Source organism: Citrobacter sp. C348 (genome assembly GCF_047467975.1).
Taxonomy (GTDB): domain Bacteria; phylum Pseudomonadota; class Gammaproteobacteria; order Enterobacterales; family Enterobacteriaceae; genus Citrobacter; species Citrobacter gillenii.
This window is the reverse complement of the sequence record NZ_JASJUJ010000006.1, coordinates 255,127-281,402: the sequence shown is the minus strand read 5'-3', so window position 1 is coordinate 281,402 and position 26,276 is coordinate 255,127. Positions and strand designations below refer to the sequence as shown.

General features: G+C 52.5%; 27 protein-coding genes and 3 tRNA genes. 11 read left to right on the top strand and 19 right to left on the bottom strand.

The genetic code is table 11. The features are described 5' to 3' along the window. Nucleotides 1-253 precede the first annotated feature (253 nt). Nucleotides 254-1,192, top strand: a complete 939-nt coding sequence (locus tag QNN86_RS13870) for an Rpn family recombination-promoting nuclease/putative transposase (protein ID WP_153880209.1) — start codon at nt 254-256, stop codon at nt 1,190-1,192. 26 nt (nt 1,193-1,218) lie between these two features. On the opposite strand, the gene QNN86_RS13865 is transcribed toward QNN86_RS13870, so the two are convergent. Further along, nucleotides 1,219-2,631 (bottom strand): PLP-dependent aminotransferase family protein, encoded by a 1,413-nt coding sequence (locus QNN86_RS13865; protein ID WP_414211285.1) that lies wholly within the window; start codon nt 2,629-2,631, stop codon nt 1,219-1,221. 176 nt (nt 2,632-2,807) lie between these two features. Here QNN86_RS13865 and QNN86_RS13860 point away from each other — a divergent pair, with 176 nt between their 5' ends. The 3 genes from QNN86_RS13860 (at nt 2,808) to QNN86_RS13850 (ending at nt 3,721) form a co-directional block, all read left to right on the top strand. Continuing rightward, nucleotides 2,808-2,972, top strand: a complete 165-nt coding sequence (locus QNN86_RS13860) for a DUF1127 domain-containing protein (protein WP_279277307.1) — start codon at nt 2,808-2,810, stop codon at nt 2,970-2,972. Between the two features lie 172 nt (nt 2,973-3,144). Next, nucleotides 3,145-3,432 carry a BrnT family toxin gene (locus tag QNN86_RS13855; RefSeq protein WP_117342369.1) on the top strand — a complete coding sequence of 96 codons (288 nt, stop codon included), beginning with the start codon at nt 3,145-3,147 and terminating at the stop codon, nt 3,430-3,432. Next, the gene (locus tag QNN86_RS13850; protein WP_117342368.1) at nt 3,419-3,721 is read left to right on the top strand and encodes a BrnA antitoxin family protein; all 303 of its coding nucleotides are present in this window, start codon (nt 3,419-3,421) and stop codon (nt 3,719-3,721) included. The genes QNN86_RS13855 and QNN86_RS13850 overlap by 14 nt, the downstream gene beginning before the upstream one ends. A 110-nt stretch (nt 3,722-3,831) precedes the next feature. On the opposite strand, the gene yjiA is transcribed toward QNN86_RS13850, so the two are convergent. The 3 genes from yjiA to btsT all read right to left on the bottom strand — a co-directional run bounded on the left by yjiA (nt 3,832) and on the right by btsT (nt 7,261). Next, nucleotides 3,832-4,788, bottom strand: a complete 957-nt coding sequence (gene yjiA / locus QNN86_RS13845; protein ID WP_181695030.1) for a GTPase — start codon at nt 4,786-4,788, stop codon at nt 3,832-3,834. Nucleotides 4,789-4,800: 12 nt separating this feature from the next. Further along, nucleotides 4,801-4,995, bottom strand: a complete 195-nt coding sequence (locus QNN86_RS13840; protein ID WP_003830038.1) for a YbdD/YjiX family protein — start codon at nt 4,993-4,995, stop codon at nt 4,801-4,803. A gap of 115 nt (nt 4,996-5,110) precedes the next feature. After that, nucleotides 5,111-7,261 carry a pyruvate/proton symporter BtsT gene (gene btsT, locus QNN86_RS13835; RefSeq protein WP_135912629.1) on the bottom strand — a complete coding sequence of 717 codons (2,151 nt, stop codon included), beginning with the start codon at nt 7,259-7,261 and terminating at the stop codon, nt 5,111-5,113. 354 nt (nt 7,262-7,615) lie between these two features. Between btsT and tsr the strand changes: the two genes are divergently transcribed. Next, a complete protein-coding gene (gene tsr / locus QNN86_RS13830) occupies nt 7,616-9,280 on the top strand; it encodes a methyl-accepting chemotaxis protein (RefSeq protein ID WP_181618568.1) in 1,665 nt (554 codons plus the stop codon). A 94-nt stretch (nt 9,281-9,374) separates the two neighbouring features. Here tsr and QNN86_RS13825 read toward each other — a convergent pair whose 3' ends face one another. Together QNN86_RS13825 and QNN86_RS13820 are read right to left on the bottom strand one after the other, a co-directional pair. Next, nucleotides 9,375-10,736, bottom strand: coding sequence for an MFS transporter (locus QNN86_RS13825; RefSeq protein WP_096758428.1), 1,362 nt, complete (start codon nt 10,734-10,736; stop codon nt 9,375-9,377). Between the two features lie 213 nt (nt 10,737-10,949). Then, entirely contained in the window at nt 10,950-11,864 is a 915-nt protein-coding gene (locus tag QNN86_RS13820; RefSeq protein WP_414211280.1) for an FCD domain-containing protein, read from the bottom strand. A 137-nt stretch (nt 11,865-12,001) separates the two neighbouring features. Here QNN86_RS13820 and QNN86_RS13815 point away from each other — a divergent pair, with 137 nt between their 5' ends. Next, nucleotides 12,002-13,024 carry a zinc-binding alcohol dehydrogenase family protein gene (locus tag QNN86_RS13815; protein ID WP_096758426.1) on the top strand — a complete coding sequence of 341 codons (1,023 nt, stop codon included), beginning with the start codon at nt 12,002-12,004 and terminating at the stop codon, nt 13,022-13,024. Nucleotides 13,025-13,070: 46 nt separating this feature from the next. Here QNN86_RS13815 and opgB read toward each other — a convergent pair whose 3' ends face one another. The 6 genes from opgB to QNN86_RS13785 all read right to left on the bottom strand — a co-directional run bounded on the left by opgB (nt 13,071) and on the right by QNN86_RS13785 (nt 18,798). Continuing rightward, nucleotides 13,071-15,362 (bottom strand): phosphatidylglycerol--membrane-oligosaccharide glycerophosphotransferase, encoded by a 2,292-nt coding sequence (gene opgB / locus QNN86_RS13810; protein ID WP_414211278.1) that lies wholly within the window; start codon nt 15,360-15,362, stop codon nt 13,071-13,073. Between the two features lie 235 nt (nt 15,363-15,597). Further along, nucleotides 15,598-16,086, bottom strand: coding sequence for a DUF2501 domain-containing protein (locus QNN86_RS13805; RefSeq protein ID WP_414211276.1), 489 nt, complete (start codon nt 16,084-16,086; stop codon nt 15,598-15,600). 68 nt (nt 16,087-16,154) lie between these two features. Further along, nucleotides 16,155-16,892 carry a DNA replication protein DnaC gene (gene dnaC, locus QNN86_RS13800; RefSeq protein WP_096758423.1) on the bottom strand — a complete coding sequence of 246 codons (738 nt, stop codon included), beginning with the start codon at nt 16,890-16,892 and terminating at the stop codon, nt 16,155-16,157. Nucleotides 16,893-16,894: 2 nt separating this feature from the next. Then, entirely contained in the window at nt 16,895-17,434 is a 540-nt protein-coding gene (gene dnaT / locus QNN86_RS13795; RefSeq protein WP_181618571.1) for a primosomal protein DnaT, read from the bottom strand. Between the two features lie 123 nt (nt 17,435-17,557). Continuing rightward, nucleotides 17,558-18,031 (bottom strand): threonine/serine exporter, encoded by a 474-nt coding sequence (locus tag QNN86_RS13790; RefSeq protein WP_096758421.1) that lies wholly within the window; start codon nt 18,029-18,031, stop codon nt 17,558-17,560. Next, the gene (locus tag QNN86_RS13785; RefSeq protein ID WP_181618572.1) at nt 18,022-18,798 is read right to left on the bottom strand and encodes a threonine/serine ThrE exporter family protein; all 777 of its coding nucleotides are present in this window, start codon (nt 18,796-18,798) and stop codon (nt 18,022-18,024) included. Before QNN86_RS13785 ends, QNN86_RS13790 begins: the two co-directional genes overlap by 10 nt. Before the next feature lie 455 nt (nt 18,799-19,253). On the opposite strand from QNN86_RS13785, the gene QNN86_RS13780 reads away from it, so the two are divergent. Continuing rightward, on the top strand, nt 19,254-19,979 hold the full coding sequence (locus QNN86_RS13780) for a helix-turn-helix transcriptional regulator (protein WP_181618573.1): 726 nt from the start codon (nt 19,254-19,256) through the stop codon (nt 19,977-19,979). Next, nucleotides 19,940-20,617 carry a DNA-binding transcriptional activator BglJ gene (gene bglJ / locus QNN86_RS13775; protein ID WP_181618574.1) on the top strand — a complete coding sequence of 226 codons (678 nt, stop codon included), beginning with the start codon at nt 19,940-19,942 and terminating at the stop codon, nt 20,615-20,617. The genes QNN86_RS13780 and bglJ overlap by 40 nt, the downstream gene beginning before the upstream one ends. A gap of 54 nt (nt 20,618-20,671) precedes the next feature. Here bglJ and QNN86_RS13770 read toward each other — a convergent pair whose 3' ends face one another. The 3 genes from QNN86_RS13770 to QNN86_RS13760 form a co-directional block, all read right to left on the bottom strand. Next, nucleotides 20,672-21,130 (bottom strand): YbaK/EbsC family protein, encoded by a 459-nt coding sequence (locus tag QNN86_RS13770; RefSeq protein ID WP_181631594.1) that lies wholly within the window; start codon nt 21,128-21,130, stop codon nt 20,672-20,674. Nucleotides 21,131-21,285: 155 nt separating this feature from the next. Next, nucleotides 21,286-22,083, bottom strand: a complete 798-nt coding sequence (fhuF, locus tag QNN86_RS13765; protein ID WP_182270480.1) for a siderophore-iron reductase FhuF — start codon at nt 22,081-22,083, stop codon at nt 21,286-21,288. A 119-nt stretch (nt 22,084-22,202) separates the two neighbouring features. Next, on the bottom strand, nt 22,203-23,267 hold the full coding sequence (locus QNN86_RS13760; RefSeq protein WP_182270479.1) for a GGDEF domain-containing protein: 1,065 nt from the start codon (nt 23,265-23,267) through the stop codon (nt 22,203-22,205). Between the two features lie 215 nt (nt 23,268-23,482). On the opposite strand from QNN86_RS13760, the gene QNN86_RS13755 reads away from it, so the two are divergent. Further along, complete coding sequence (locus tag QNN86_RS13755; RefSeq protein ID WP_096758414.1) at nt 23,483-23,758, top strand: DUF1435 domain-containing protein; 276 nt, start codon at nt 23,483-23,485, stop codon at nt 23,756-23,758. 39 nt (nt 23,759-23,797) lie between these two features. Here the strand turns inward: QNN86_RS13755 and QNN86_RS13750 are convergent. From QNN86_RS13750 to rsmC, 4 genes are all read right to left on the bottom strand, one after another. Continuing rightward, nucleotides 23,798-23,883 (bottom strand) — tRNA-Leu (locus QNN86_RS13750). 34 nt (nt 23,884-23,917) lie between these two features. After that, nucleotides 23,918-24,003 (bottom strand) — tRNA-Leu (locus tag QNN86_RS13745). Nucleotides 24,004-24,032: 29 nt separating this feature from the next. After that, a tRNA-Leu gene (locus QNN86_RS13740) sits at nt 24,033-24,119 on the bottom strand. 137 nt (nt 24,120-24,256) lie between these two features. Then, nucleotides 24,257-25,288 carry a 16S rRNA (guanine(1207)-N(2))-methyltransferase RsmC gene (gene rsmC, locus QNN86_RS13735; protein WP_115259530.1) on the bottom strand — a complete coding sequence of 344 codons (1,032 nt, stop codon included), beginning with the start codon at nt 25,286-25,288 and terminating at the stop codon, nt 24,257-24,259. Nucleotides 25,289-25,443: 155 nt separating this feature from the next. Here rsmC and QNN86_RS13730 point away from each other — a divergent pair, with 155 nt between their 5' ends. Together QNN86_RS13730 and rimI are read left to right on the top strand one after the other, a co-directional pair. Then, the gene (locus QNN86_RS13730; RefSeq protein WP_137399159.1) at nt 25,444-25,857 is read left to right on the top strand and encodes a DNA polymerase III subunit psi; all 414 of its coding nucleotides are present in this window, start codon (nt 25,444-25,446) and stop codon (nt 25,855-25,857) included. Beyond that, on the top strand, nt 25,826-26,272 hold the full coding sequence (gene rimI, locus QNN86_RS13725) for a ribosomal protein S18-alanine N-acetyltransferase (RefSeq protein WP_096758411.1): 447 nt from the start codon (nt 25,826-25,828) through the stop codon (nt 26,270-26,272). The genes QNN86_RS13730 and rimI overlap by 32 nt, the downstream gene beginning before the upstream one ends. Nucleotides 26,273-26,276: the final 4 nt, after the last annotated feature.

Below are 26,276 nucleotides of genomic sequence, written 5' to 3'. Positions count from 1 at the left end.
AAAACCCTCAACGGGAATAGCGAGATCGCACCTCGGGTGGCGTCAGTTGAATGGAAAATAGACATCCGCAGTGTAATGCGAATGGGCGCGTAAGCAAACGCGTTTTTGCGGGGAGTGTTCTGAGAAAATGTCTGCCTTGCAGAGGGCGGTATTTACTGTGGATAGTGCCTCGCAGACATAAAACGTGTTGAATGAGAGTCATAAATTTAACCGTTATAGTCGCGCCATCTTTTTCCTCGGACGATGGATCTCCATGCAAAAAACACCGACCTCAACCCCGCATGATGCGGTCTTTAAAACATTTTTACGTCATCCGGAGACTGCCCGGGATTTTCTACAGATTCATCTCCCTGATGCGTTACGCGAAATATGTGACCTGCAGACACTAAAGCTCGAGTCTGACAGTTTTATTGAGGGGGATTTACGCGCGTATTATTCCGATGTGCTGTGGTCGCTGAAAACGACGGAAGGGGATGGATATATTTATGTGGTGATTGAACATCAGAGTACACCGGATGCACATATGGCGTTCAGGTTGATGCGCTATGCGATAGCGGCCATGCAAAAACATTTAGATGCCGGACACCCGCAACTACCGCTGGTGGTGCCGATGCTGTTTTATCACGGCGCTAAAAGTCCGTATCCCTGGTCACTGTGCTGGCTGGATGAATTTGCCAATCCAACATTGGCTCGTCGGCTTTATGCCGCAGCGTTTCCGCTGGTCGATATTACAGTTATTCCGGACGATGAGATTGTGCAGCATCGCCGTATGGCACTGCTGGAATTAATACAAAAACATATCCGTCAGCGCGATCTTATGGGATTGGTCGAGAATATTGTTTCTCTGTTAGTTACCGGGTCCACTAATGACAGCCAGCTCAAGACGCTGTTTAATTATATTTTGCGAACCGGTGATGCACCTCGCTTCAATACGTTTATCAGTGCGATTGCCGAACGTTCACCGCAGCATAAGGAGCATTTGATGACGATCGCGGACAGATTGCATGAGGCGGGATTTAAAAAAGGATGGCAGGAAGGCAAACAGGAAGGCAAACAGGAAGGGCTGATGGAGGGGCGGCGTGATGAAGCATTGCGTATTGCCCGCACCATGTTGACCGACGGTATCGATATCAACACGATACAAAAAATTACCCGACTGTCCGCTGAGGATATCCAGGGTTTAAGCCATTAGATAGAGGCGAAGCCGTGTGTGCCGATTTACTCTATCGCCACCATCACCGCCTCTCCGAGTTTCTGCATCACTTCCCGGTGCTTTTCGTCTGGTGGCAGTGCGCAGTTGATGCGTACGCAGTTGCGATACTTTCCTGACGCCGAGAACAGCGAACCTGGCGCGACCTGGATTTTCAGGCGGCAGAGCTGTTTGGCGACGCAGACCATGTCGACCAGTGGTGGCAATTCGACCCACAGCATAAAGCCGCCTTTTGGTCGGGTGACGCAGATCCCGCAGGGGAAGTATTCCCGTACCCAGCAGGTGTAGATTTCCATATTGCGTTGGTAAATCTGGCGCATGCGCCGGACATGGCGATGATAATGACCCTCGCGCACAAAGGTTGCCGCCGCCAGCTGCGTGGCGGGAACGCTGGTGCCGATGACGGCGTATTTCATGTGCAGCAGTTTGTCATAATAGCGACCCGGAGCCACCCAACCCACGCGCAGACCCGGCGCCACGGATTTGGTAAATGAGCTGCACAGCAGCACCCGACCGTCGCTATCCCAGGAATGAATTGTGCGTGGACGCGGATACTCCGTCGCCAGCTCGCCATACACATCATCTTCAAAAATCACAATGTCGTGACGTTGGGCGAGGGCGAGTACCGCTCGCTTGCGGGCATCCGGCATAATAAATCCGAGGGGATTATTGCAGTTGGGAACCAGCAGCACCCCTTTAATCGGCCACTGATCCAGCGCCAGCTCCAGGGCTTCAATACTGATCCCGGTATCCGGATCGGTCGGGATCTCAATGACTTTGATGCCAAGACCGCGTAGCAGCTGCATGGTGCCGTAATAGGCGGGGGATTCCACAGCGACGATATCGCCGCGCTGGCAGACCGTCAGCAGCGCCAGCGACATTCCGCTCTGACTGCCGCTGGTGATTACGATATCGTCCGCACCGACCACCGAACCGCCGTCCAGCATCAGCCGGGCTATCTGTTGGCGCAATTCCCGACAGCCGGGTAGCTCGTCGTAACCCAGCACCGCGCGCAGATTATGCTGCGCCACGCGGCTTAACTCGCGCCACAGCGGTTTCAGGCTGGGTTGATTAATATCGGGAACGCCGCTGCTGAAAGGGACGATTGATGTGTCTGCGTGACCTGCCAGCATGTCCAGCACCTGATCCCACTGGGTTATCTCCACCGGACGCTGTACCGGACGCGACATTGGCGGCACCGGCGGCTGTGCTTTACGCGGGGCGACAAAATAGCCAGAGCGCGGCTGCGGGGTGATCAGCTGTCGCTGTTCCAGCATCTGATATGCCTGCTGTACGGTGCTGATGCTGACCCCATGTTCCTGACTCAGGCTGCGCACCGACGGCAGCTTTTCGCCATGGCGATACAACCCCTGCTCAATGCGTTCGGCCAGCAGACTGGCCAGATATTGGTAACGCGTCATGCTGTATCCCTCATGGGTACCATACAGATCAAAAAACCAGTACAGACTGGCGTGAAAAAGGCGATTCAGGATCCTTTTTAACCAATCTGTATGTTAAATAAAAGTACTTTGTGAATCTGTATTGTATCCCCCTAAATCCGCGAAGATAACGTCTCAGATAAGACGGGGAGGCGGGTATGGAATTTCATGAGAACAGAGCAAAGCAGCCATTTATTGGTTTGGTGCAGGTCTGGAGGGCGATTACACGCTGGCATCTGCGGGCGCAAACGCGGCGCGTATTGCAACAGATGAGCGATGAGCGGCTAAAGGATGTCGGGCTGCGACGCGATCAGGTGGAGTAATTGTTCTTTCATCGACAGAGGCTGTCAGTGCCGGATGGCGGCGTAACCGCCTTATCCGGCCTACAAAATTTAATCCCTGATCGTCAAGTTGTGAAGCTATTTCCAACAATCCAGGTATAATCGTAAGATAATTGTAGATACATTTTTGTATATACAATTAGGGATAAAATACATGCCAATGGAGTTTGAGTGGGATGCAAACAAGGCACAAAGTAACCACCGTAAACATGGTGTTCGCTTTGAGGACGCGGTACTCGTTTTCGACGACCCCCGGCATTTGTCCAGACAGGATCGTTATGAGAACGGTGAGTACCGGTGGCAGACCATCGGTCTTGTTCATGGCATTGTGGTTATTCTGGTTGCCCATAGCGTTAGGTTTGAAAGTGGCTTTGAAGTCATTCGTATCATCAGTGCCAGAAAGGCAGATCGTAAAGAGAGGAATCGTTATGAGCATGATTAAACATAAACGTGGCAGCGCATCCGCGCTGAGTGCTCAGCATGAGGCGGAACTGAAGGCGCTGGCGAATAAACCGGATGATGATATTGATTATAGCGACATTCCGGTGACTGAAGATGAGCAGTGGTCAGAGGCTAATCGCGGTACGTTTTTCCGTCCGTTGAAAACTCAGGCATCGGTGCGCATTGATGCCGATGTGATGGAGTGGTTAAAGCGCCCCGGGAAGGGTTACCAGACGCGGCTAAATGCTATTTTGCGCGAGGCTATGCTGAGAGAGCAAAACAAGAAATAGCCCTATACCGAGGTTGTGAGTGCCGGATGGCGGCTGCGCCTTATCCGGTCTACGGGAGAAGGCTTTGTAGGCCCGGTAAGCGTAGCGCCACCGGGCAATTCAGCAGGGGATTACTTCTTCAATCCCGCAAACGCGGCTCGGATCTCGTCTTCCGGCAGGTTAATACCGATAAACACCAGCTGGCTGTGCGGCTGTTCGTCGCCCCACGGGCGGTCCCAGTCGGCGCTGTACAGGCGCTGGACGCCCTGGAACAGCAGGCGGTTGGGTTCGCCTTCGATCCACAACATGCCTTTGTAACGCAATAGTTTCTCGGCAGATTCCAGCAGCAGGTTTTCCATCACCCTGGACACGTCGCTGATATTCACCGGGTAATCCAGTTCGACGACGATCGAGGAGATATCGTTTTGTTTGTCGGCGATAAAGTGGAAACGCGGTTTGGCGCTGACCACGTTCTCTTCCAGCATAAAACCGTTGGTGTCGAACAGCTGCGCGAGGTCGATGTCGCCATGAGTGACGGTATACACCGGCGCGCGGGCGTTGATGCGCGCCAGGCGCTCACGCAGTTTCTCGCTTTCACCTGCTACGTCGGTTTTGGTCAGCAGGATGCGGTCGGCGTAGCCAACCTGCGACTGGGCGATGGTGAACTGGTTCATCTGTTCGTCGGCGTGCACCGCGTCAACCAGCGCGATCACGCCGTCCAGCAGGTAGCGTTCGCAAATCACTTCATGGGAGAAAAAGGTCTGAATAATCGGGCCGGGATCGGCCATGCCGGTGCACTCAATCACCAGACGGTCAAAATTGATCGCGCCTTTGTCGAGGTTGTCGAGCAAGTCGAGCAGCGCGTCTTCCAGCTCACTGGAGCGTGTACAGCAGATACAGCCGTTGGTCAGGGTTTTGATCTGCGTGGCGCGGTCACCAATCAGCTGATCGTCTACCGAGACTTCGCCGAATTCGTTTTCGATAACGGCAATTTTATAACCGTGCTGCTCGTTGAGGATATGGCGCAGTAGGGTGGTTTTACCCGCGCCAAGAAAACCGGTGAGTAGGGTAACTGCAATCGGGGTCATTCACTTCTCCTTCTAACAGCAACTGCTTCCGCCGCTACCGTAGCGGGCTTCCTGGCGCTCGCGGAAGAATTCTTCGTAGGTCATGTACGGCTTATCGGGATGGTTGGTCTTCATGTGCTCGACGTAGTTGTCGTAGTCCGGAATGCCAATCAACATTTTTGCCGCCTGACCGAGATACTTTTTTGCCTGACCTAAAGTACCAAACATTGTGCCGTCCTGTTAATGAATAAAGCCGGATGGCGGCTTGCGCCTGATCCGGCCTACGTTAACTGCGGTACTCAGTGATGTAGGCCGGGAGCGCTGCGCGCCTCCCGGCTTCAGGTTAGTGGTGTGAAGAGGTCTTCACGCCGCCTTCCGGCACCGGTACATACGGCGTCTCTTTATCAGAGCGACCGTTGATGGCGCGGGCTTTCTGCCAGGTACGGAACCCGTAGAAAATGATGCTGTACACCACCACCAGGAACAGAATACTCAGGCCGGCGTTGGTGTAGTTGTTGATAACGATATGGTTCATGTTGGCAATCTGCTGCGCGGTCAGTTCACCGCCGTTAGCAATCTTCTCTTTGTACTGACTTGCCATGAAGAAGAAGCCTTCCATCTGCGGGTTGGTGCTGAACAGTTTCAGACCCAGCGCCCAGGTGGTGCAGATCAGCAGCCATACGGCCGGAACCACGGTGACCCAGATGTATTTGGTGCGCTGCATTTTAACCAGTACCACGGTGCCGAGAACCAGCGCCACGGCGGCCAGCATCTGGTTAGAGATACCGAACAGAGGCCACAGGCTCTTCACGCCGCCCAGCGGGTCAACCACGCCTTGATACAGCAGGTAGCCCCACAGGCCTACGCAACCCGCAGTACCCACAACACCGGCAACCAGAGAGTCGGTTTTCTTCAGGAATGGGACGAAGTTACCCAGTAAATCCTGCAGCATAAAGCGGCCAGAACGGGTACCGGCATCCAGTGCGGTCAGGATGAACAGTGCTTCGAACAGAATACCGAAGTGGTACCAGAAGCCCATATCAGCCATCGGCAGGACTTTGTGGAACACGTGAGCGATACCGACAGCCAGCGTCGGTGCGCCACCGGCGCGGTTCAGAACGGACGGTTCGCCGATGTCTTTCGCGGTTTGCAGGATCTGCTCAGGCGAAATCACGAAACCCCAGGAACTGACGGTTGCCGCTGCCTGCGCAGTCACGTCTTTCAGCTGCGCCATAATCAGCGGCGCGTTCTCGCCACCCATTTCATGCAGGTTTGGCATGGTAATGCCAAGGCCCGCAGGCGGGGTGTTCATCGCGAAGTACAGACCTGGTTCGATGATGGAAGCAGCAACCAGCGCCATAATTGCGACGAAGGATTCCATCAGCATCGCGCCATAACCAATGAAACGCGCGTCGGTTTCACAGGCCAGCAGTTTCGGTGTGGTACCGGAAGCAATCAGCGCGTGGAAGCCAGACACTGCGCCACAGGCGATGGTGATGAACAGGAACGGGAACAGCGCACCTTTCCACAGCGGACCGGTACCATCAACGTACTGGGTCATCGCCGGCATTTTCAGCTCTGGGTTAAGGATAACGATACCGACAGCCAGACCAACGATAACGCCGATTTTCAGGAAGGTGGCCAGGTAATCACGTGGCGCAAGGATCAGCCATACCGGCAGCAGCGCAGAGATAAACGCGTAGCCGATAAGCGTAAAGGTAATGGTGGTGTCTTTAAAGGTCAGTGCCGGGCCCCAGTACGGGTCGTGAGCAATCACGCCGCCGAAGTAAATAGAGGCAACCAACAGCACAATACCTATCACCGACACTTCGCCCACACGTCCCGGGCGCAGGAAGCGCATGTAGATCCCCATGAACAGCGCGATCGGTACGGTTGAACAGACGGTGAACACACCCCACGGGCTTTCCGCCAGCGCTTTCACCACGATCAACGCTAGCACCGCCAGGATGATAATCATGATTAAGAAGCAGCCGAACAGCGCGATGGTTCCCGGTACCGGACCCATCTCTTCTTTGATCATCTCACCGAGAGACGCGCCGTTACGACGAGAAGAGATAAACAGCACCATGAAGTCCTGCACTGCACCGGCCAGCACCACGCCCGCCAGCAGCCACAGCGTACCAGGCAGGTAGCCCATTTGCGCGGCCAGTACCGGTCCAACCAGCGGACCTGCCCCGGCGATAGCAGCAAAGTGGTGACCGAACAGGACGTTACGGTTGGTTGGGACGTAGTTCAGACCGTCGTTGTTGATGACCGCCGGCGTGGCACGCGTGGGGTCAAGTTTCATCACTTTCTGGGCGATGTACAGACTGTAGTAACGATAGGCCACCAGATAAACAGAGACAGAGGCGACCACGATCCACAGGGCGCTGATGTGTTCACCCCGACGTAATGCCACTACCGAGAGGCAGAATGCACCGATGATGCCGAGAATGACCCAGGGTATGTGCTTGAATATCTTTTTCGTATCCATAGTAAAACCTAATAATTGGCCGAGGCCGCTGGGGGGTTGATTGTGTGTTTGAGGAGATAAGTTGACTGCTATGTTGGGAGGATCTTGCCAGAGAATTACGCGCGTAAAGTAAGGTAAATATGTGAGTGGTTGTATGTCAGCTTAAGCGGTCTCAAGTGTCAGTGAGCGGTTCAGGGGAGCGGTAAATGGGGATGATTATGTGATTGAGATCACTAAAAAACTCCTTTAGAGCCCTTACGGAAGGCGGTATCGCCGATTCGTCGATGCTGCGATCGATTCAGGAAGCACGAATTCCGTAAAGTTTTCTCTTTTCAGGCCGAAAATTCTGACATCTGTCTAGCGGAAAGAGAAAACATGTTAAAACGAATGAAGATTGTTACCAGCTTACTGCTGGTATTGGCGCTGTTTGGCCTTTTACAGCTGGCCTCGGGCGGGTTGTTCTTTAATTCACTGAAGAATGACAAAGAGAACTTTACCGTTCTGCAAAATATTCGCCAGCAGCAGTCTGCGCTGAATGCGACCTGGGTTGAACTGCTGCAAACGCGAAATACCCTGAACCGGGCAGGGATCCGCTACATGATGGATCAGAGCAATATCGGCAGCGGTGCCACCGTGGCGGAGCTGATGCAGGTGGCGAGCACGGCGCTGAAAATGACCGAGAAAAACTGGGCAATCTATGAATCGCTGCCGCGCGATCCGCGTCAAAGCGAAGCCGCGTTCCAGGAGATCAACCGCACTTATGACATTTACCACGGCGCGCTGGCGGAGCTGATCCAGTTGCTGGGCGACGGCAAGATCAATGCGTTTTTTGATCAGCCGACGCAAAGCTATCAGGATGGCTTTGAGAAGCAGTATATGAACTACATGCAGCAGAACGATCGTCTGTATGACATTGCGGTTGAAGATAACAACAGCTCTTACAGCCAGGCGATGTGGGTGCTGGCCTGTGTGCTGATTACCGTGCTGGCGGCCATTATCGCCGTCTGGTTTGGCATTAAGTTCTCGCTGATCGCCCCGATGAACCGCCTGATTGACAGCATTCGTCATATTGCCAGCGGTGACCTGGTGAAGCGCATCGACGTGGAAGGCTCCAACGAGATTGGGCAACTGGCCGAGAGCCTGCGCCACATGCAGAGTGAGTTGATGAGCACCGTGGGTGATGTGCGTAACGGTGCTAACGCCATTTACAGCGGTGCCAGCGAGATTGCGATGGGCAATAACGATCTCTCGTCACGTACTGAGCAGCAGGCGGCTTCGCTGGAAGAAACCGCGGCCAGCATGGAAGAGTTGACGGCAACCGTGAAGCAGAACGCCGAAAACGCCCGTCAGGCCAGCCATCTGGCGCTGAGTGCCTCTGAAACGGCGCAGAAAGGCGGCAAAGTGGTGGACAATGTGGTGCAAACCATGCGTGACATTGCCTCCAGTTCACAGAAAATTGCCGACATTATTAGCGTGATCGACGGCATTGCCTTCCAGACTAACATTCTGGCGTTGAACGCCGCAGTAGAAGCGGCACGCGCAGGTGAGCAGGGCCGTGGATTTGCGGTGGTCGCCGGTGAAGTACGTAACCTGGCCCAGCGCAGTGCGCAGGCCGCGCGCGAGATCAAGAGCCTGATTGAAGACTCGGTCAGCCGCGTGGATGTCGGGTCAACGCTGGTTGAAAGCGCCGGTGAAACCATGGATGAGATCGTCAATGCGGTGACCCGCGTGACCGATATCATGGGGGAAATCGCCTCCGCGTCTGACGAGCAAAGCCGTGGTATCGATCAGGTCGGTCTGGCCGTTGCCGAGATGGATCGTGTAACCCAGCAAAACGCCTCGCTGGTGGAAGAGTCCGCTGCCGCCGCGGCGGCGCTGGAAGAACAGGCCAGCCGTTTGACCCAGGCCGTTGCCGTGTTCCGTATTCAGCACGATCAAAAGCGTCCGCGTGATGTTGCTGCCGTAAAACCGGCATCGACAACCACCCAGCCGCGTAAAGCCGTGGCGACGGATGCGGGTGAGAACTGGGAAACGTTCTAAGCCTGTGATGCCGGATGGCGCTGGCGCTTATCGGGCCTACGAGGAAGCGTTACGTAGGCCCGATAAGGCGTAGCCGCCATCGGGCTACACATAATTACTCCTGACGCGGGTCGCTAATTGGCTGGCGAACCAGGAAGATATAAGCGAACGCCCCTACCATCGTCACGCAACCACAGATAATCAATGCCAGACGGAAAGAGTTGGTGGTATCCACGATAAATCCGGTGACAATCGGTGCGAACGACGCACAGATAAAGCTGGCAAAGTTCTGAATACTGCCCACGGAGGCGGTCATACGGGAAGCCACTGCGACGTGGATCAAACCCCAGCAGGACGTGCCGGCGAAGTGGATGCAGAACAGCGCCATCCCAATCAGTAACACTGCGGCCATTGAGGTTGTCGCCTGCGGTACCACGAAGGTGAACGCTGCAGAGCAGAACATCCCGGCAATGATACAAATCTTCCGACTCTTAATCGGCGCCATGCCGCCTTTCACCAGCCAGTCGGTGACAAAACCGTTAATCAGCATGCCGGCGGCGCCAAACAGGAACGGGATGGCGGCCATGAGCCCGGTACTTTTTAAATCCAGGTTATAGGACGTTTGCAGGTAACCCGGCAGCCAGGCCAGGTACAACCATGCCGTGTAGTTGATGCCGCTAAAGCCCAGCATCATGCCCCACATGGTACGGTTACGGAACAGGCTGCGCCATTCGGCAAAGCTCAGCGGATCGCGGCGGGCATTGACGCTACCGGCGTTCAGGTACGCTTGTTCGGTGGCGCTCAGTTCAATCTGCTCGCGGTTGCGATACAGCATGTACCAGCCGATGGCGAGGAAAATACCCAGTACGCCGATAGTGATAAACATCCAGCGCCAGCCCATCACCAGCATCATCGCGGCCAGAATCGGCGGACTAATGGCGACACCAATCGTTGAGGCAGCGTTGAATAATCCCATCGGGCGGCCGCGCTCTTTGATGTTAAACCAGTCGTTGATCACCTTCACGCCGCACGGGTTCATGGGCGCTTCACCAATCCCCATCCCGATACGTACCAGCACAAACTGAGTGAAGGTATGTACCATGCCGGACATCGCCTGAAACAGTGACCAGAAGAACATGCCCAGCCCCAGCATAATGCGCGGGCCTTTGCGATCCAGCAGCGGACCGCAGGGTAGTTGCGCAATACCGTAAGCGAGAGAGAACACGGACAGCAGGATGCCGATTTCGGTTGCGCTGAGTCCCAGTTCTTCACGAATTGTCAGGTTAGCTACTGACAGTGAACTGCGGTCGAGATAATTAATGACCGCCGCAAAAAATAATAAAATCATTGCTGTGGTCTGAATGCGTTTTATTCGACTGCTGCGTTGCACCATGCCGTCTGGCGGAACATTAATATCCGCAGATGACGAGGTGCCAAACGAAGAACTCGGGTCGAGGGTAATATTATTTTTTTCCACGCCGGACTCCTGAACCTCAATAATTTATTTTTACACGGTGCTAGACCGTGCTGTATTGAAAAATACCAGTGATAAATCACGTTATTCATCACCGCTCACGAAATTTTTTTAATGCAGTCGACTTAGCGTGAGCATAGGCAAGAGGTTTTTTCTGGCGTTTTTATTTTTATAAAATCGTGCTCCCGGTAGTGGTTTGCTGTTTTTTATCCGTTCTTAATTGGGGCTGTCACTGGTTTGGTTGATCGAGCGAATCATCGATTGTTTGGCTGAATTCAAATGGTTACAGAGTGCCAGGGTGGCATCCAGGTCGCTGCGGCAGATCAGCGCGCTGAGAATGGTCATATGCTCATCTATGGCAATGATATTGCGCTGCTTGAGGTCGCTTTCGTCCCACTGATAGTGGAAGTGGAAAATCACAGAAATTATCTCAAGTGACTGATTAAAAAAGATATTATCAGCAGCGGAAAGCAGCAGGGCGTGGAACTCGCGGTCTAACTGCGAGAACATACGAAAGCTACTGCCAATGCTGTCGCGTAGCATCCGGTGGCGCTCGAGCAGCGTTTTGGCCTGCAGCCAGCGCGGGTCATTGTCGGGCAGATTCAGGAAATGCTGCAAAGAATGCGTTTCCAGCATTTCGCGCAGTTCGAACAGTTGTTCGGCATAGGCCTGGTCGAACTGCTTCATGCTCCACTGACCGCGTTTTTCGTTTTTAATCAGGTTGTAACGTTCGAATTTTAAAAGGTATTCCCGCACAACGACCGGGCTGACACCCGCTGCTCTGGCAAGCTGCAGCTCGGAGAACGTTTCGCCTGCGCGCAGCTGGCGCTGGTTAATCATAGTGAAAAAGGCCTGTTCAAAAATACGATTTTGCTCAGCCATTGGGGCCGTAGTGCAATCAAAACCGTCGTCATGATCCGGTTTGCGTACGATTACGTAGTGGCTACCCACCTGCGTCAGCACACCGCATTCAGCTAAATGGCCCAGCATATGGCGCACGGTGGTGCGGCTGATGTTGTACATCTCTGCCAGCGCGCTTTGTGTGGGCAGTGGGGAAGGAATATGACCCCGCGCCATATCATCAATTATCTGGTTAATCACATTGTGGCGTAGATTCTGTGAACGGCTCATGGCGTCTCCTTTTTACCTATTAAAACCCGATTTAAAACATTTTTATGCGTTGGGTTTCACAGATTATGTTTCTGCTTGCGCCAGCATTTTTATTTTCATCGATATCTGAGGCAACAAAAAAACAGGAGAGCAGAATCATGTCTACGATGAATACACTGATTTGCCAGGAACCCAAAAAATTAGTCTGGAAAGAACGTGATATACCTATTCCGGGTAATGGCGAAGCATTAATAAAAATAAAGTCTGTCGGGATTTGTGGGACCGATATTCATGCCTGGGGTGGCAATCAACCTTTTTTCAGCTATCCACGCGTATTAGGCCATGAAATATGTGGGGAAGTTGTCAGCCTGGGGCGGAATATACAAAATCTGGAAATAGGCCAGCAGGTTGCAGTTATTCCTTACGTTGCGTGCCAACAGTGCCCGGCGTGCCAGAGCGGGCGCACCAACTGCTGCGAGAAGATTTCGGTGATTGGCGTGCACCAGGATGGGGGCTTCAGCGAATATCTGTCCGTGCCGGAGACCAACTTGCTGGATGCGCAGGGCATTGATCCGCAAGCGGCGGCGCTGATCGAACCGTATGCCATCAGTGCGCATGCTGTGCGTCGGGCTGCCGTGGTGCCTGGCGAGCAGGTGCTGGTGGTGGGCGCGGGGCCGATTGGTCTTGGCGCAGCGGCGATTGCCAAAGCCGATGGTGCACAGGTGGTGGTGGCGGATACCAGCCCTGCCAGGCGGGAGCATGTAGTCTCCCGCTTAGGATTACCGGTTATCGATCCCTCTGCTGAGGACTTTGACGCGCAGTTACGCGCGCAGTTTGACGGTTCTCTGGCGCAAAAAGTGATTGATGCGACGGGGAATCAGCATGCAATGAACAACACGGTGAATTTGATTCGTCACGGCGGCAGCATTGTGTTTGTTGGGCTGTTCAAAGGTGATTTGCAGTTTTCTGACCCAGAATTCCACAAGAAAGAAACCACCATGATGGGGAGTCGCAACGCCACGCCGGAAGACTTTGCCAAAGTCGGTCGCCTGATGTCGGAAGGTAAGCTGACGGCGGACATGATGCTGACGCACCGTTACGCGTTTGCCACGCTTGCAGAGATCTACGAGCGGGATGTGATCAACAACCGTGAACTGATTAAGGGCGTGATCACCTTCTGATAAGGTTGCCATGCAGCGCCCGGAGGTGTGTTGGGCGCTGTTTTTTTTATCCTTGCAGGTCCACGATTTTGATTTCAACCATTCCGATCCCCAGCTTTCGCGGAGAGTGGCCCAGAATGTTGCCCTCGTTGGTAGCGACGGGATCGGGTGGGATAATGACCAGCGTGTCGGCGTCTGCTGGGTTATCAAAATGCAGCGTGGTGGTAGTGACGTCATGGCTTAACACCAGCGTTTGTTCCTCGTTGCCGATGCGTACCGGGATGGGACGATTGGCGTTGTCACCGAAGGCTTTGGCGGTGATCACCAGATCGAATTTCTTCGGTAACGGGGCGTTGTATTCGATCTTTACCTCGTCACTCAGCTGCGCATTGGACCAGCGCCCCCAGGATTCGGGGCGTGAAACCCCGCTAAATTGTTTCACCTCTTCTGGCGCGCCGGCCACGTTAAAGACGAAGCTGTCGGCCTTGTAGCGAATATCGTTATCGACAATTTTCAGCGTATCGACGTTACCTTTGTAGCGCTCCATGTCGATCACCGTGTCTTTAAACGCGGTTTTACCTTGCCATTTGGCTTTATCGACGTGTTGTACAATTTGCTGCCCGCCCAGTTGCCCTTGTGATACACACCAGTCGGTGGAGAGCGCCAGTTCCGGTGCCCACAGCTGGGCCATTTTGTAGCAGCGGTCTACCCAGACAAAGTTATCGCGCGGGGCAAAATCCGCCAGCTGGAAGCGCAGCGGGGCAGAGTATTCACTTTCCGGCAGTGGTTCAACGCGTTGCTCTGACACGCGCAGCAGCAGCGGCAGGCGGAAGTGACTGCCGGAGAACGCGATCATGCTTTTGTCCGTGTCGACGGTGAATGCTTTCATCTCTTTGGGGAAATTCCACAGGCGAATAATATCGGGCTTCCAGGCCAGCATTTTCTCTTTGATGTTCAGGAATACTTCTGACACGGACTCGCTCGACAAGCTACTGCGTCCGAGACCGATAAAGTTATCGCCGCCGAGAATATCCAGGACGGTCGCGCCGTTATCCATCGTGTTGCGTTTCACCGCCAGCGTATCCTGCTGCGGCTTGTCGCCGCGTAGCACGAAGAACAGGTTGTTGCGATCCTGCTTGTTCAGGTACTTCCAGGCGGTGTTGTTCATCGCCAGATGATCGGAGGACACTACAATAACGGTATCTTTAAACCACGGTGACGCTTTGATCTTCTTAATAAACGCGGCAATGTTTTCCTGACTACAGCTGACTGCGCTAAATGACTGATTGGCTTTGCCATCGATGTCATAGCGTTTGCGGTTGCAGGTGCGCGAAATAAATCCATCCGGGTGATGAGTATCGACCGTCAGGGTAAACAGTGAAAAACGTTGACCAGACCGTGAAAGCTCTTCGAATTTTTTCCACGCTTCATCGAGGACGGTATCGTCGTAAAAGCCCCAGTCATTACGATAGGCCGGGTCCGCGACTACGCCTTTTAACTCTTCTGCGCCGTACAGATGATCAAAACCATGGGATTTCAGGAACACGTCTTTCCCGGCAAAGCGCAGATTTGCGCCCTGTACAAAGACGTTTTGATAGCCGGAGTTCTTCAGGATGTCGCCCAGGCAAATATTGTTTGGGAAGAAGCTGGAAACTGATGCCGAGGCGTTACCTTCAAACGGGGCAAACAGCGGAATGCCGCACTGTGAAGCGACCATGCCGGCGATGGTGTAATCCGTTCCCGGCAGCTGCATAGTATTGCTGAAATCCATCCCTTCGTTTTTTAATGCCCCGAGCTCCGGGGTCAGATCCGGGAATGCATCATTGTTAAAATAGGTGCGCTCCAGGCTTTCGCCGTAGATATATACCAGGTTCAGCTTCGGGTTGGGAATGGTTTTTGACGGCTCTTTGTAATACGCCGCAAAGTCCGGGTCGCCATCGCGCGACTGGGATTTCACCAGTTCGGTTATCTGATGAAACGCCGGGCTAGCATCCACCGACGCCAGCGCCAGCAACAGAGCCAGCAGGCTGTAACCCACGTGATGAGGATGGTGGCGACGACGGCGAAGCACCCAACCCAGCGCGCCAAACACGGTGGCCAGCGCCAGTGCAATCCCAATGCCGGGCAGAACATATTTGCCAAGGCCCGCGCCGGTCAGACTGTTGGTCAACGTGTACAGCACTGCGTCGTTGATGCCGTCGCCGGTGAAATAGTCGCTGGCATACAGCGTGATATTCAGGACAATAAAAATCCCCAGCACCGTTAACGTGGCGGCAAACCACCAGGTGTTGCGACCCGCTTTCCAGGCGTAAATCAACACCGACGCGAGAAACAGAGTGATGGAGAATAATTCAGACAACGGACGATCCTCAGTAAGCCGGGTAAATACCTGGCAGGCTAATCATTTCTGGACAGTACAATGTAATAGCGTTGTTACATTGCTGCAATTGTAGTGACATTTAATTACGTTGTTATTCAGAATTGGTTTAGATATGCAGGGTGTTGAAGGGGATTACTGATTATTTTGAGGAATGTTTGCGGGACATAAATTGATACCGCGCAGGCTGTGAAAAACCGTGCGCGGCATTTGTGCATCAGGAAATGAAGTTCATACCCTGTTTTAACACCAGATCGCAGGCCTTGGTTTTGACTTGCTTTGCCAGCGAGCTGTTACCAATCGTATCCAGATTAAGCTGTTGACCATCTTTGGCATTGAGCATGCCCTGAATGCCGTCCAGATAGTTAGTGTCTTTTTTCTGCTCCGTTGCGCCGAGGCCTAGTTTATCCAGCACCTGATTTTTGACGTTTTCGGTATCGGTGACCGAAGCCAGTTTCTGTTTCGCACAATATTCCAGAATCCCGGCTGCATTGTTCATACTGCTGGACGTGAGCGACTGATTACTGCCGAGCAGGCTGGTCAGGGAAGAAAGTGAGGTGCTGTCCTGTGAACCTGAGGTTTGCTTACTCAGCTCGCCAGCCGCGCTGGAGAGTGAATCCTGCCAGGAGGCGGCGAAAACGCTGGTGGAGATCAGCGTGCTGGCGGCAACCGCACAGCACAGAAATCGTTTTGTTGCTTTCATCATTATCATTCCAGGTAACTCGTGTTATGCCTTTTCAGCGCAGTATAGCGCCGCTGATGTTAGGAATGGTCTCAATACTCTTTGCCTGTCACCCGGCTGCGATAACTTTCCCAGTTAAAAATCACCCACAGGCTATTGCCGAGCCGCATACGATCCATCACGCGCTCACCCAGCAGTTTGTTCATTTCATCGATATTGCTGTTTGTCAGCATGCCGGTCGGTCGCTTGGAGGAAGAGCGGCGATCGACGATCTGGTTGATGATCACTTTTTCATAGCGCGATTCGGTCTGCATGCCGATCTCGTCGATCACCAGCAGATCTACGTTGCTGAGATCGTTGAGCAGCTGCTCTTCGCTGGTTTCACGATTGCTGAACGTCTCTTTCATTGCCGACATAATGTCTGCCACGGTAATGATCAGCACTGACTTGCCGCGCAGCAGCAGTTCGTTGCAGATGGCGGCAGCCAAATGGTTTTTTCCGGTGCCAGGTTTGCCGGAGAAGATAAAGCTGGCGATATTGCCATCAAACTCTTCGACGTACTGACGGGCTTTGCTCAGGGCATTCATTTGTCCTTCGCACTCGACCCGATAGTTCTCAAACGAGCAGTTCTGGTGCAGCGGACGGATACCGGAGCGGTTAAACGTACGCTGCATTTTCATGGCCCGGTTCTCGCGCGCCAGCGCCGCAGCATGAATTTCACCTTGTTCTTTTTGCCACGCCAGCAGTTCCTCGCCCGTTTTGAATGCGGGCTCGACATTGGGCGGCATCATTTTTTGCAGACGTTTCATCAGGTCGCCAACGTTTTTCATCGTTATCCTCTAAAACCCGGTGGAATATGACTGTCAGGTTCGCTGACACTGTTAACATCACGTTTGGGCATTCCGCCATTGCTGGCCCGGCCAATTTGTACGCTACGCGCGAGTTTTTGCTGCCACTGAACATGGTGAAAGATCTTGCCTTCTGCCTGCCAGTAGGCCACAAACGCGGCCAGCTCTTCGGCGGTGACCGGTTCTCTGAGCGCGATGCCCCATAGCGCGGCCTGTCGCTGAAAGTCAGCATCGGGCTGCCAGTCAGCGTACATCGGAAATTTCCCCATCGGTACGGCAACAGGTGCCGCTTGCGGCTCTTCGTAAAATTGCGCATCCAACGTGATATCGCTTCCCGGACGTGACAGCTTCTCTTCGAGCGCCAGTAGTTCGGCCAGACGCGCAGGGGTTACGGCATAAAACGCGGGCTCATTATTGGCGAAAACGGCCACTGCGCCACCTGCTGACTTTGTCAGCACGGCCTGGTGATCGTGTAATAAGGCGTCAATACCGACGACGTCCGGAGTCAAAATTTTACAGGGCATAATGTTTCTCAATACTGAACAACAACCGAGAAGGGGACTGCTTTTATAGTAACACAGAGAAGAAGGAGAGCAGCAGGATGAGGGTGATTCCCCATCCGCTATGGTATTTAAGCAGGTGCAGCGTCACACGCGCGGGCGTTTGCGATACAGCCATAATCCCGGTACGGAAAGCCCGATGGACAGGGCCCCCACGATGGACGAGGCTTTCAGGAAGTTAGTCAGCAGGGTAATCATCAGCTCCTCGCTGTAACCGAAATGACCGATTTTTACCGCAGAGATCATCGCCGTGTACGCGGAGATCCCCGGAAACATGGGGATTACCGCCGCGACGGTAAAGACTTTCGGGTGCGCCAGATACCAGCGTGACCATTGGATCCCGATGCAGCCAATCAGTAATGATGCCATAAAGGTTGACCATTCGATATTGAGCCCCGCGGTCATCATCACCATGCGTGAACCGTGCCCAAGCGCGCCGAGCAGGGCACACCAGGGGAGCGCCCGATGCGGTACGTTAAAGACCATGGCGAATCCGACAGCCGGAATTGCAGACAGGATCATGTCCTGCAGCAGGGCAAAAATGAAATCAATTACACCCATCCGCGTAACCCCCACAGAGTCATCGACATCACTACACCAACGCAGGTTGCCAGCGTGAGCAAGCTGGCAATGGCCCAGCGCGCCAGCCCGGTATTGATGTGCCCTTTAAACATATCTGCGACCGCATTAATCAATGGGAAACCTGGAACCAGCAGCAGCACGCTGGCCGCCATGGCAACCGTCGGCGTGTGATTAAACGTCGGCAACGTCAGCAGCAGACCGGAAATGGTGGTGGCGACAAAAGCGGTGACGCAAAAGTTAATTTGCGGATGCAAATGCCGGGAGGCCAGAATCTGGCGGATATACATAGCAATCATGCTGGCAAAAAAGGTAATAATCGCCCCATCCCATCCGCCATTATTCAGCTTACAAAAGCAGGCGCAGGACAGGCCGACCATCAATGAAACCAGCCATCGAGGGTAGCGCAGCGGTTTAATCTGACTAAAGCGTTTCTCCACGCCTTTGCCGTCCAGCAGCTTATGCTCGGCCAAAATGACGATGTGCTGAACTTCGGTTACGACGTGCATATTGATGCCGCGATCCTGATTTTTTCGGGTCGATGTCAGGCATTGTCCGTCTTTAATGGTGGTCAGGACGATAGCGTTAGAGGAAATGGCGCTTTCTACGCTATCCATACCAAGCGCCAGGCCGAGGCGGGTAGAGAGTTCGTCAACCAGCGCGCTTTCCGCCCCGTGTTGCAGTAAAAATAGTCCGCATTGTATACATAACCGTGTAACCGTTCGCTGTGACGACTGCTCTGTTTGCATGGCTCGCTCTGACTGAAAAGATGCACTCTGGATAACGACTGTCTTCTTTTTATCATGAAGCATGATCCCGCTGGCTCTGGCTAAGATCAATCTTTGTGTTGAAAAAAAAGGCAGAGCGGTGAGTTTTGCCGATGTACGGCTCTCTTTTCTATGCTATAGAGTTAACTTCCCAGGCGCGGTTATTCCTGTGTGCTGCAATTACGTAAGTAGCGCTAATAAATTAATGTAGATATTTTAATTGTACAATTAATGTTCCTCTAAGTGATTATGTCAGGATGGTTTTATAGTGTGATGCTATTAGGACTGTAGTGTCATCACTTTTTCATATATTAAAAATAAAAACCAAGGATAAATAATTCACACTGTCTATCTTTTTACCTGCTGTCTTATTGTTTTTTTATTTATGAAATAATTTCAGGTGAACAAGATTGCGGACAGGTGAATATGGAGGATTTATGTTGCCAGGACGCTGCAAGAACGCAATTATCATTAGTAAATTACCAATCATACAAACTGGGCTCAAAGGGGTGATGCAAGGGCAGTTCTCTGATTATGAACTGACATATTGTCGCTCCGTAGAAGAACTAACTTTGCTGCAGTTGCGCTGCTCTGACCTGGTGATAGCTGACTTAACCAGGGACTGTAGTAATCCGCGTGCAATCTGCGATCAATTCTATTCTTTACTGTCTCAATATCGCGATATCCACTGGGTTTTTCTCGTTTCACGCCTGTTTTATCCTCTGGCTGTTGAGTTGCTCATGTGTCCTGTCAGCTCACTGTTATCTGATGCGGAACCCATTGAGAGTCTGGTGAATGTTATTCATTCGGGAAATACCCGGGCCGAGAGAATCAGTAAGGTGCTGCTCTCTCCGCCAATTATCCCTGAATTACAGGATCACAGCGCCCGGTCAATTGTTCTCACTCTTTCTGAAAGAAAAGTGTTACGGCTACTCGGAAAAGGTTGGGGAATTAACCAGATTGCGATGTTACTAAAGAAAAGTAATAAAACAATTAGCGCACAAAAAAATAGCGCGATGCGTCGTTTATCAATCCATAGCAATGCAGAAATGTATGCATGGATAAATAGTTCTCAAGGAGCACGAGAGCTGAACTTACCTTCAGTTTATGGAGAGACCACGGAATGGAAAGCAGAAATAACAAAAGCAATGTCGCACTGGTAGAAAAGTGCGCAATGAGTCGTGTTGGTATTAAGAGTTTATTTAATACCATGCCAGATAGCCCATACCATATTTATCAGTTTTCTAATCAGCCGACCTTTAGCCAGGAAATGTTAAAAACGTCTTTTTCTGCGGTCATTTTTTCACTTTCAGCGTTAAGAGCGGATCGCCGCGCTGGGCTGGTCTACCTGACGGAACTGGCGGTCAATTATCCGCGTATCCGGCGTGTGGTGATCGCTGATGATGATGCTGAAGTGCGATTAATTAGCTCGCTTTCCCCGTTGCCGCTGGATGGGGTCATCAGCAAAGCATCGTCATTGGATGTATTACAGGAAGGGTTACTCGCAGCCTTGAATTGCGCCAAACGGGGAGTCGAAGGGACAAAAAATCACTGGTTTGTTAACCAAAACCGTATGTTAAGCCCTACTGAGCGCGAAATACTGCGTTTTATGTCGAATGGATACTCGATGCCGCAGATCGCCATTCAGCTTGAACGGAACATTAAAACCATTCGGGCGCATAAATTTAACGTGATGTCTAAACTGGGTGTGAATTCTGACGCCGGACTCCTGGATGCCGCTGATATTCTGCTGTACTTACGTGCCGGGGAGCCAGCGCCTTTTCTCCATGCGGTTTCGTAACGGGGCGATTACGCGTGTGCCGGATTCACTCTCCGGCACCAGGGTGGGTATTCGTTACTGACATACATCAACCCAGGTAGCAGAAGTCAGTTCAGCCATTCTGTCTGGCGTGATACGCACTGCGCTGTGCGTGGCTCCAGCTGCGGGTAGGACTTCAGCGTAATGCTTCAGGGAGATATCACAGTAGACTGAAATGGGGGTCTCCAGTCCAAAAGGGCAGACGCCACCAACCGGATGTCCCGTTGCGTTGACCACTTCATCACTACTCAGCATGCGGGCTTTCGCGCCAAACGTACCTTTTAGCTTCTTATTATCCAGACGGGCATCGCCTTTGGCGACGACCAGGATAATGTCATTTTTTACTTTTAGAGAAAGCGTTTTAGCGATCTGTCCGGGTTCGACATTGTGGGCTTTCGCTGCCAGATCGACGGTGGCCGTGCTCTGGTCCAGTTCAATGATTTCAATATCCGGGGCATGTTCCGCCAAAAATAGCCGTACTGATTGCAAACTCATTCTTCTCTCCCGATAGCGTACGCGCAGTTCTGCACGGCAGAAAACCGCATGGCGTAATTTGTCACAGGGGAAGCGTGGCTGTAAATATTTTATTGTTACAACAAAGCAACATCAGCAGGACGTTTAAGACGAGCGGCGAGGGGGAGGATTCTCGCTTATTTCAGCGTACAGTCGCCGCATTGCTGGACGTCTGGCAGACGGTAGCGCTGGCAGCAGGTTCTGCGGACTAACAGCCCGTCACGTGGCACCACGGTGCGCCAGAGTGGATTATCTTCGCCACAGGTGAGTTGTTTCTCAAAGAAGCAGGCCTGGCGCAACGCTGCCAGTAGTTCATCACCCAGCAGCGGCTTCATTTCTGTCAAATACCAGTGAATTAAGTATCCGGTATTGCTCCAGATAAGCTTGCCGTTAATCTCTCCCGTTGCTTCCAGCGCCCGGACAACCGGCGTCAGTGCAGAAAGAATCAGTGTTTCCATCCGCTGTTGTGGTGAGCGGGCGGTGGTCTGCCTGTCGGGGTGAACGTCTATCCAGAAGCAGGCTGCACGACCCGTTTCGTGAAACTCGACGTGCATATGTTCGGGTGCAACATCAATGGCGTCTTTTTGCGTCAGCAGCGCCACCATCAGCGGGGGCATCATCAGACCGATATACCACTGTGCCCAGAGTGAAATCAGCGGTTTGTTTTCACGAGCTAACGTGGGCTGATTGCGATAGATATGATCGGAATAAACTGCCAGGAGTGAACGCAGCGTGGCGGGTTGGGTCCATTCATGCAGCGTCATGGCACCTTGTGGAGGTGTTTCATCAAGACGAATGAAGTCCAGTAGGTGCTCACGGGTTTGAGCAATGGTTGCACGCACTGAATCGGCCAGCGACGGCATCTCCGTAGGGAGGTAGCTGCGCCAGATGACATCTTCAACGATTTCAACGATCGGTGCGGAACGATAAGCCATAGCTATATAAGGATGTTAATCTAAATGATAATGATTGCTAATCCTATAGACAGAATCTGGCGATGGCAAGGTTTTTGTCGTGGCGTCGGGTGACAGCGCACACATAGCGTAGGTAGGGGTTAGTTTATCCGCAGTTCATTGCTGACCAGGGTGTTATTGCGTCCCTGGTTTTTGGCTTCGTACAGGGCTTTATCCGCTTTGCTGATTGCGGTATCAATATCCTGATCCACCAGCGGCGCAATACCTATGCTGATGGTCACGTTGGTGGCCACGTTTTCGTTAAACATGTGGGGAATTTTAAGATCGTAGACTTTCTGGCGAATACGCTCGGCGGCGGTCTGTGCTTGCTGCGGATCGACTGCCGTCAGTAAAACCATAAATTCCTCGCCGCCAAAGCGTGCCACCACATCCCGTGAACGCACGGAATCCCGAATGGCGGCAGAAACGCGGATCAGCGCCTGGTCACCCATCATATGCCCGTAATGGTCGTTATAGGCTTTGAAATGGTCGATATCCAGCAGCAGCACGTAATGCTTCGCGTTGCTCAGGGCCAGCAGCGTATCGAGTCGGTGTTGCAGTCCCCGGCGGTTATACAGGCCGGTTAGGGGGTCGAGCATACTGAGACCGTTAAGCGTTTCTCGCTCTTCCAGCAGCTTGTACATCAGTTGCTGAGCAAAACCGTCGTAACGCTTTTGAATCACATGCTGAATGGCGATCCCGGCCATCGGCAGCGCCATAAAATAGATCACGCGCAGCCCATGTTCGCTGCCGTTCAGCCACAAGCAGACGGCAACGGAAGGGAGTGAATGGAGGGTAAAGGCGATGATATTATTGGCAAAAGCAATCGAGCCAATAAACAGCACGCTGAGCAGGGCTATCAATAAAAAAGAATAATCATTATGACCTAGTGCGTTATATTTCAGGGAAATATGTAATGCCCATAGCAAGCCAAAAGCGATTGAAATAAAAGGAAGATTAATTCGTTTATCCGTATATCTCCCATGCCATACCAGCAACAGTGTACTCATCACGAGTATCGACAATGCTGGCACTGGTAACGTTTTGATGGCAAAAAGTGGGAAAAAAAGTGTAAACAGTGCGGAGACTGCGTTGAGCAGCAGAAACAGTCGTAAAGAGAGTTGATATTTTTTGGTGCGCAGCGTTCGCCAGGATTGTACTGTCATAGGTAAATATTGTTATTTATCTGCAATATACGAAGGTGTGTTGGTAAATAAAACAAATAACGAACGAGATATCATTAGCTAAGGTCTTTATTGTTTTAGTTGAAAAGCTAACCGGCGAGCAATTTATCACCTTAAATTATTCATGTCATCAATCGTTAAGTAAAACTCATATAATTGATAGTACCTCCCCGCTGACAAATGAGAAAATATATCATATGATATTGGTTATCATTATCAATGTCATAGGTGAAACCATGTTGCAACGTGCGCTGGGCAGTGGATGGGGTGTGCTGCTGCCGGGGATATTCATTGCGGGTCTGGCTTTTACTGACCTGTCAGTTCACGCATGGAAAGCGATGATTGTATTAGGATTACTGTTAACTTCACTGATGCTGTACCACAAGCGTTTACGGCATTTTGTTTTACTGCCTTCATGCGCAGCAGTGATCGCCGGTGTGGTTCTGATGATGATGAACTGGAATCAGGGATGAACAAAGCAAGGAAGATAATCGAGAGGAAAATAAGATAATTGGTGCGAGGGGGGGGACTCGAACCCCCACATCCTAAGGACACTAACACCTGAAGCTAGCGCGTCTACCAATTCCGCCACCTTCGCACAGTCATCTTACTTTTTTTTGATATCGCCTCGTTGGTGCGAGGGGGGGGACTCGAACCCCCACATCCTAAGGACACTAACACCTGAAGCTAGCGCGTCTACCAATTCCGCCACCTTCGCCCAGTGCGAGCAATATCAAATGTGGATTATGGTGCGAGGGGGGGGACTTGAACCCCCACGTCCGAAAGGACACTAACACCTGAAGCTAGCGCGTCTACCAATTCCGCCACCTTCGCATACCATCGACACTCAAAAAGTATCGTTACCACGGAGGCGCATTCTAGTGGTTTTCAACTTTTCGTCAATAGCTAATTACGCGGTCTGGGTTGATTGGCGCAAAAACGGCCACGTACATGGCCGTGAGTGATTTCCGTTAGGCTTTTTTTGCCTGGCGGGTCATTACCGTGCGATACACCTTAAAACGACCGGTCTGGGCGATGACTTCATGGAAGCCAAACATCTCATCCAGAATTTTCGGGTACGGCAGGAAGGCGTTGGCCACAATACGCAGTTCACCGCCGCTGTTCAGGTGACGCACCGCGCCGCGAATCAGGGTTTGTGCGGCATCGAGGCTGGTTTGCATCCCATCGTGGAACGGCGGGTTAGAGATTATCATGTCAAAGCGACCTGTCACGTCAGAAAAGACGTTGCTGGCAAAGACATCGCCTTCAATACCGTTTGCTGCAAGCGTAGCTCGGCTGGCTTCAACCGCGGATGCACTGACATCACACAGGGTCAGGCGCACTTTCGGTGAATGACTGGCTAAGGCTACGGAGAGAACACCCGCCCCGCAACCGACATCCAGCACTTTACCTTTGGTGTGCGGCGTCAGGGTTGAGAGCAGCAGTTGGCTGCCGACATCCAGGCCGTCACGGCTGAACACGCCCGGCAGCGTTTTGATGGTCAGGTTGTCGACGCTGTACTCGTCCCAGTATTTTTCGGCATCAAAGACCGGCTGTTTTTCCAGGCGACCGTGATAGAGACCACAGCGGCGTGCGCTGTCGATTTTATTCAGTGGCGCGAATTCGGCCAGCATCTGCTCCGCGCTGCGTACACCGCTGCGGTTCTCGCCAACGACAAAAATATCGGTGCCGACCGGCAGCAGCGACAGAATGTTCATCAACTGGAACTGGGCTTCCGGCTTATTCTTCGGCCAGTAATAGATCAGCGTATCGCTGTCCGCAACGTCCTCGGCCTGGGCTACGAGGCTAAAGCGTACGTTATCGCCCATCTGGCGGTTTAGCACCTGCCAGTGGTGGAGTTGTTGGGTATGTGCGCGGTTGGCGGCACTTTCGAAGTGGGCAGGCAGGTCATCCTGCAAATCACCGGCAAACAGAATACGGCTTTGTTCGAAATCATCACTGTGGCGCAGCAAGACTTCACTTGCCGGGGTAAAAGCAGACATGGAATGCTCCTCAATTTATACAGGTTGCGATTATATACACAAAATCAGTCAAGCTGAATCAAGGCGGCCTGCGGGATGTCGTGTATCGTTGTTTGTTGGCGTAGATTCGACAGATTTGCTATATTTGCGCCCCTGATAGACAGGAGTGTTTCGCTATGACATCCCGACGAGACTGGCAGTTACAGCAACTGGGCATTACGCAGTGGTCGCTGCGCCGTCCTGGCGCACTGCAAGGGGAGATCGCGATTTCCATTCCTGCGCACGTCCGTCTGGTGATGGTCGCGGCGGAGTTACCCGCGTTAACCGAACCGTTGATGAACGATATTTTACGCGCATTGACCGTCAGTGCGGATCAGGTTTTACAACTGACGCCAGACCGTGTCGCCATGCTGCCGCAAGGCAGTCGCTGTAATAGCTGGCGGCTGGGAACCGAAGAGCCTCTGCAACTGGATGGCGCTCAGGTCACCAGTCCTGCGTTTAATGAATTACGGGAAAACCCAGCGGCACGCGCCGCCTTATGGCAACAAATCTGCGCATATGAACACGATTTCTTCCCTCAATCCGACTGATTTACCCGCAGCATTTCAGATTGAAAAACGCGCCCATGCTTTTCCATGGAGCGAAAAAACATTTGCCAGCAACCAGGGCGATCGCTATCTCAACTATCAGTTAACCGTTGATGGAACGATGGCCGCTTTTGCGATAACGCAGGTCGTGCTGGATGAAGCCACGCTGTTCAACATTGCCGTCGATCCTGATTTTCAGCGACGGGGATTGGGACGTGAGCTACTGGAGTACCTGATCGACGAGCTGGAAAAACGCGGCATTCTGACGCTGTGGTTAGAAGTGCGCGCCTCGAACGCTGCGGCGATTGCGCTGTACGAAAGCCTGGGCTTTAACGAGGCGACGATCCGCCGCAATTACTACCCGACAGCCGACGGCCACGAAGACGCCATTATTATGGCATTGCCAATCAGTATGTAAGACA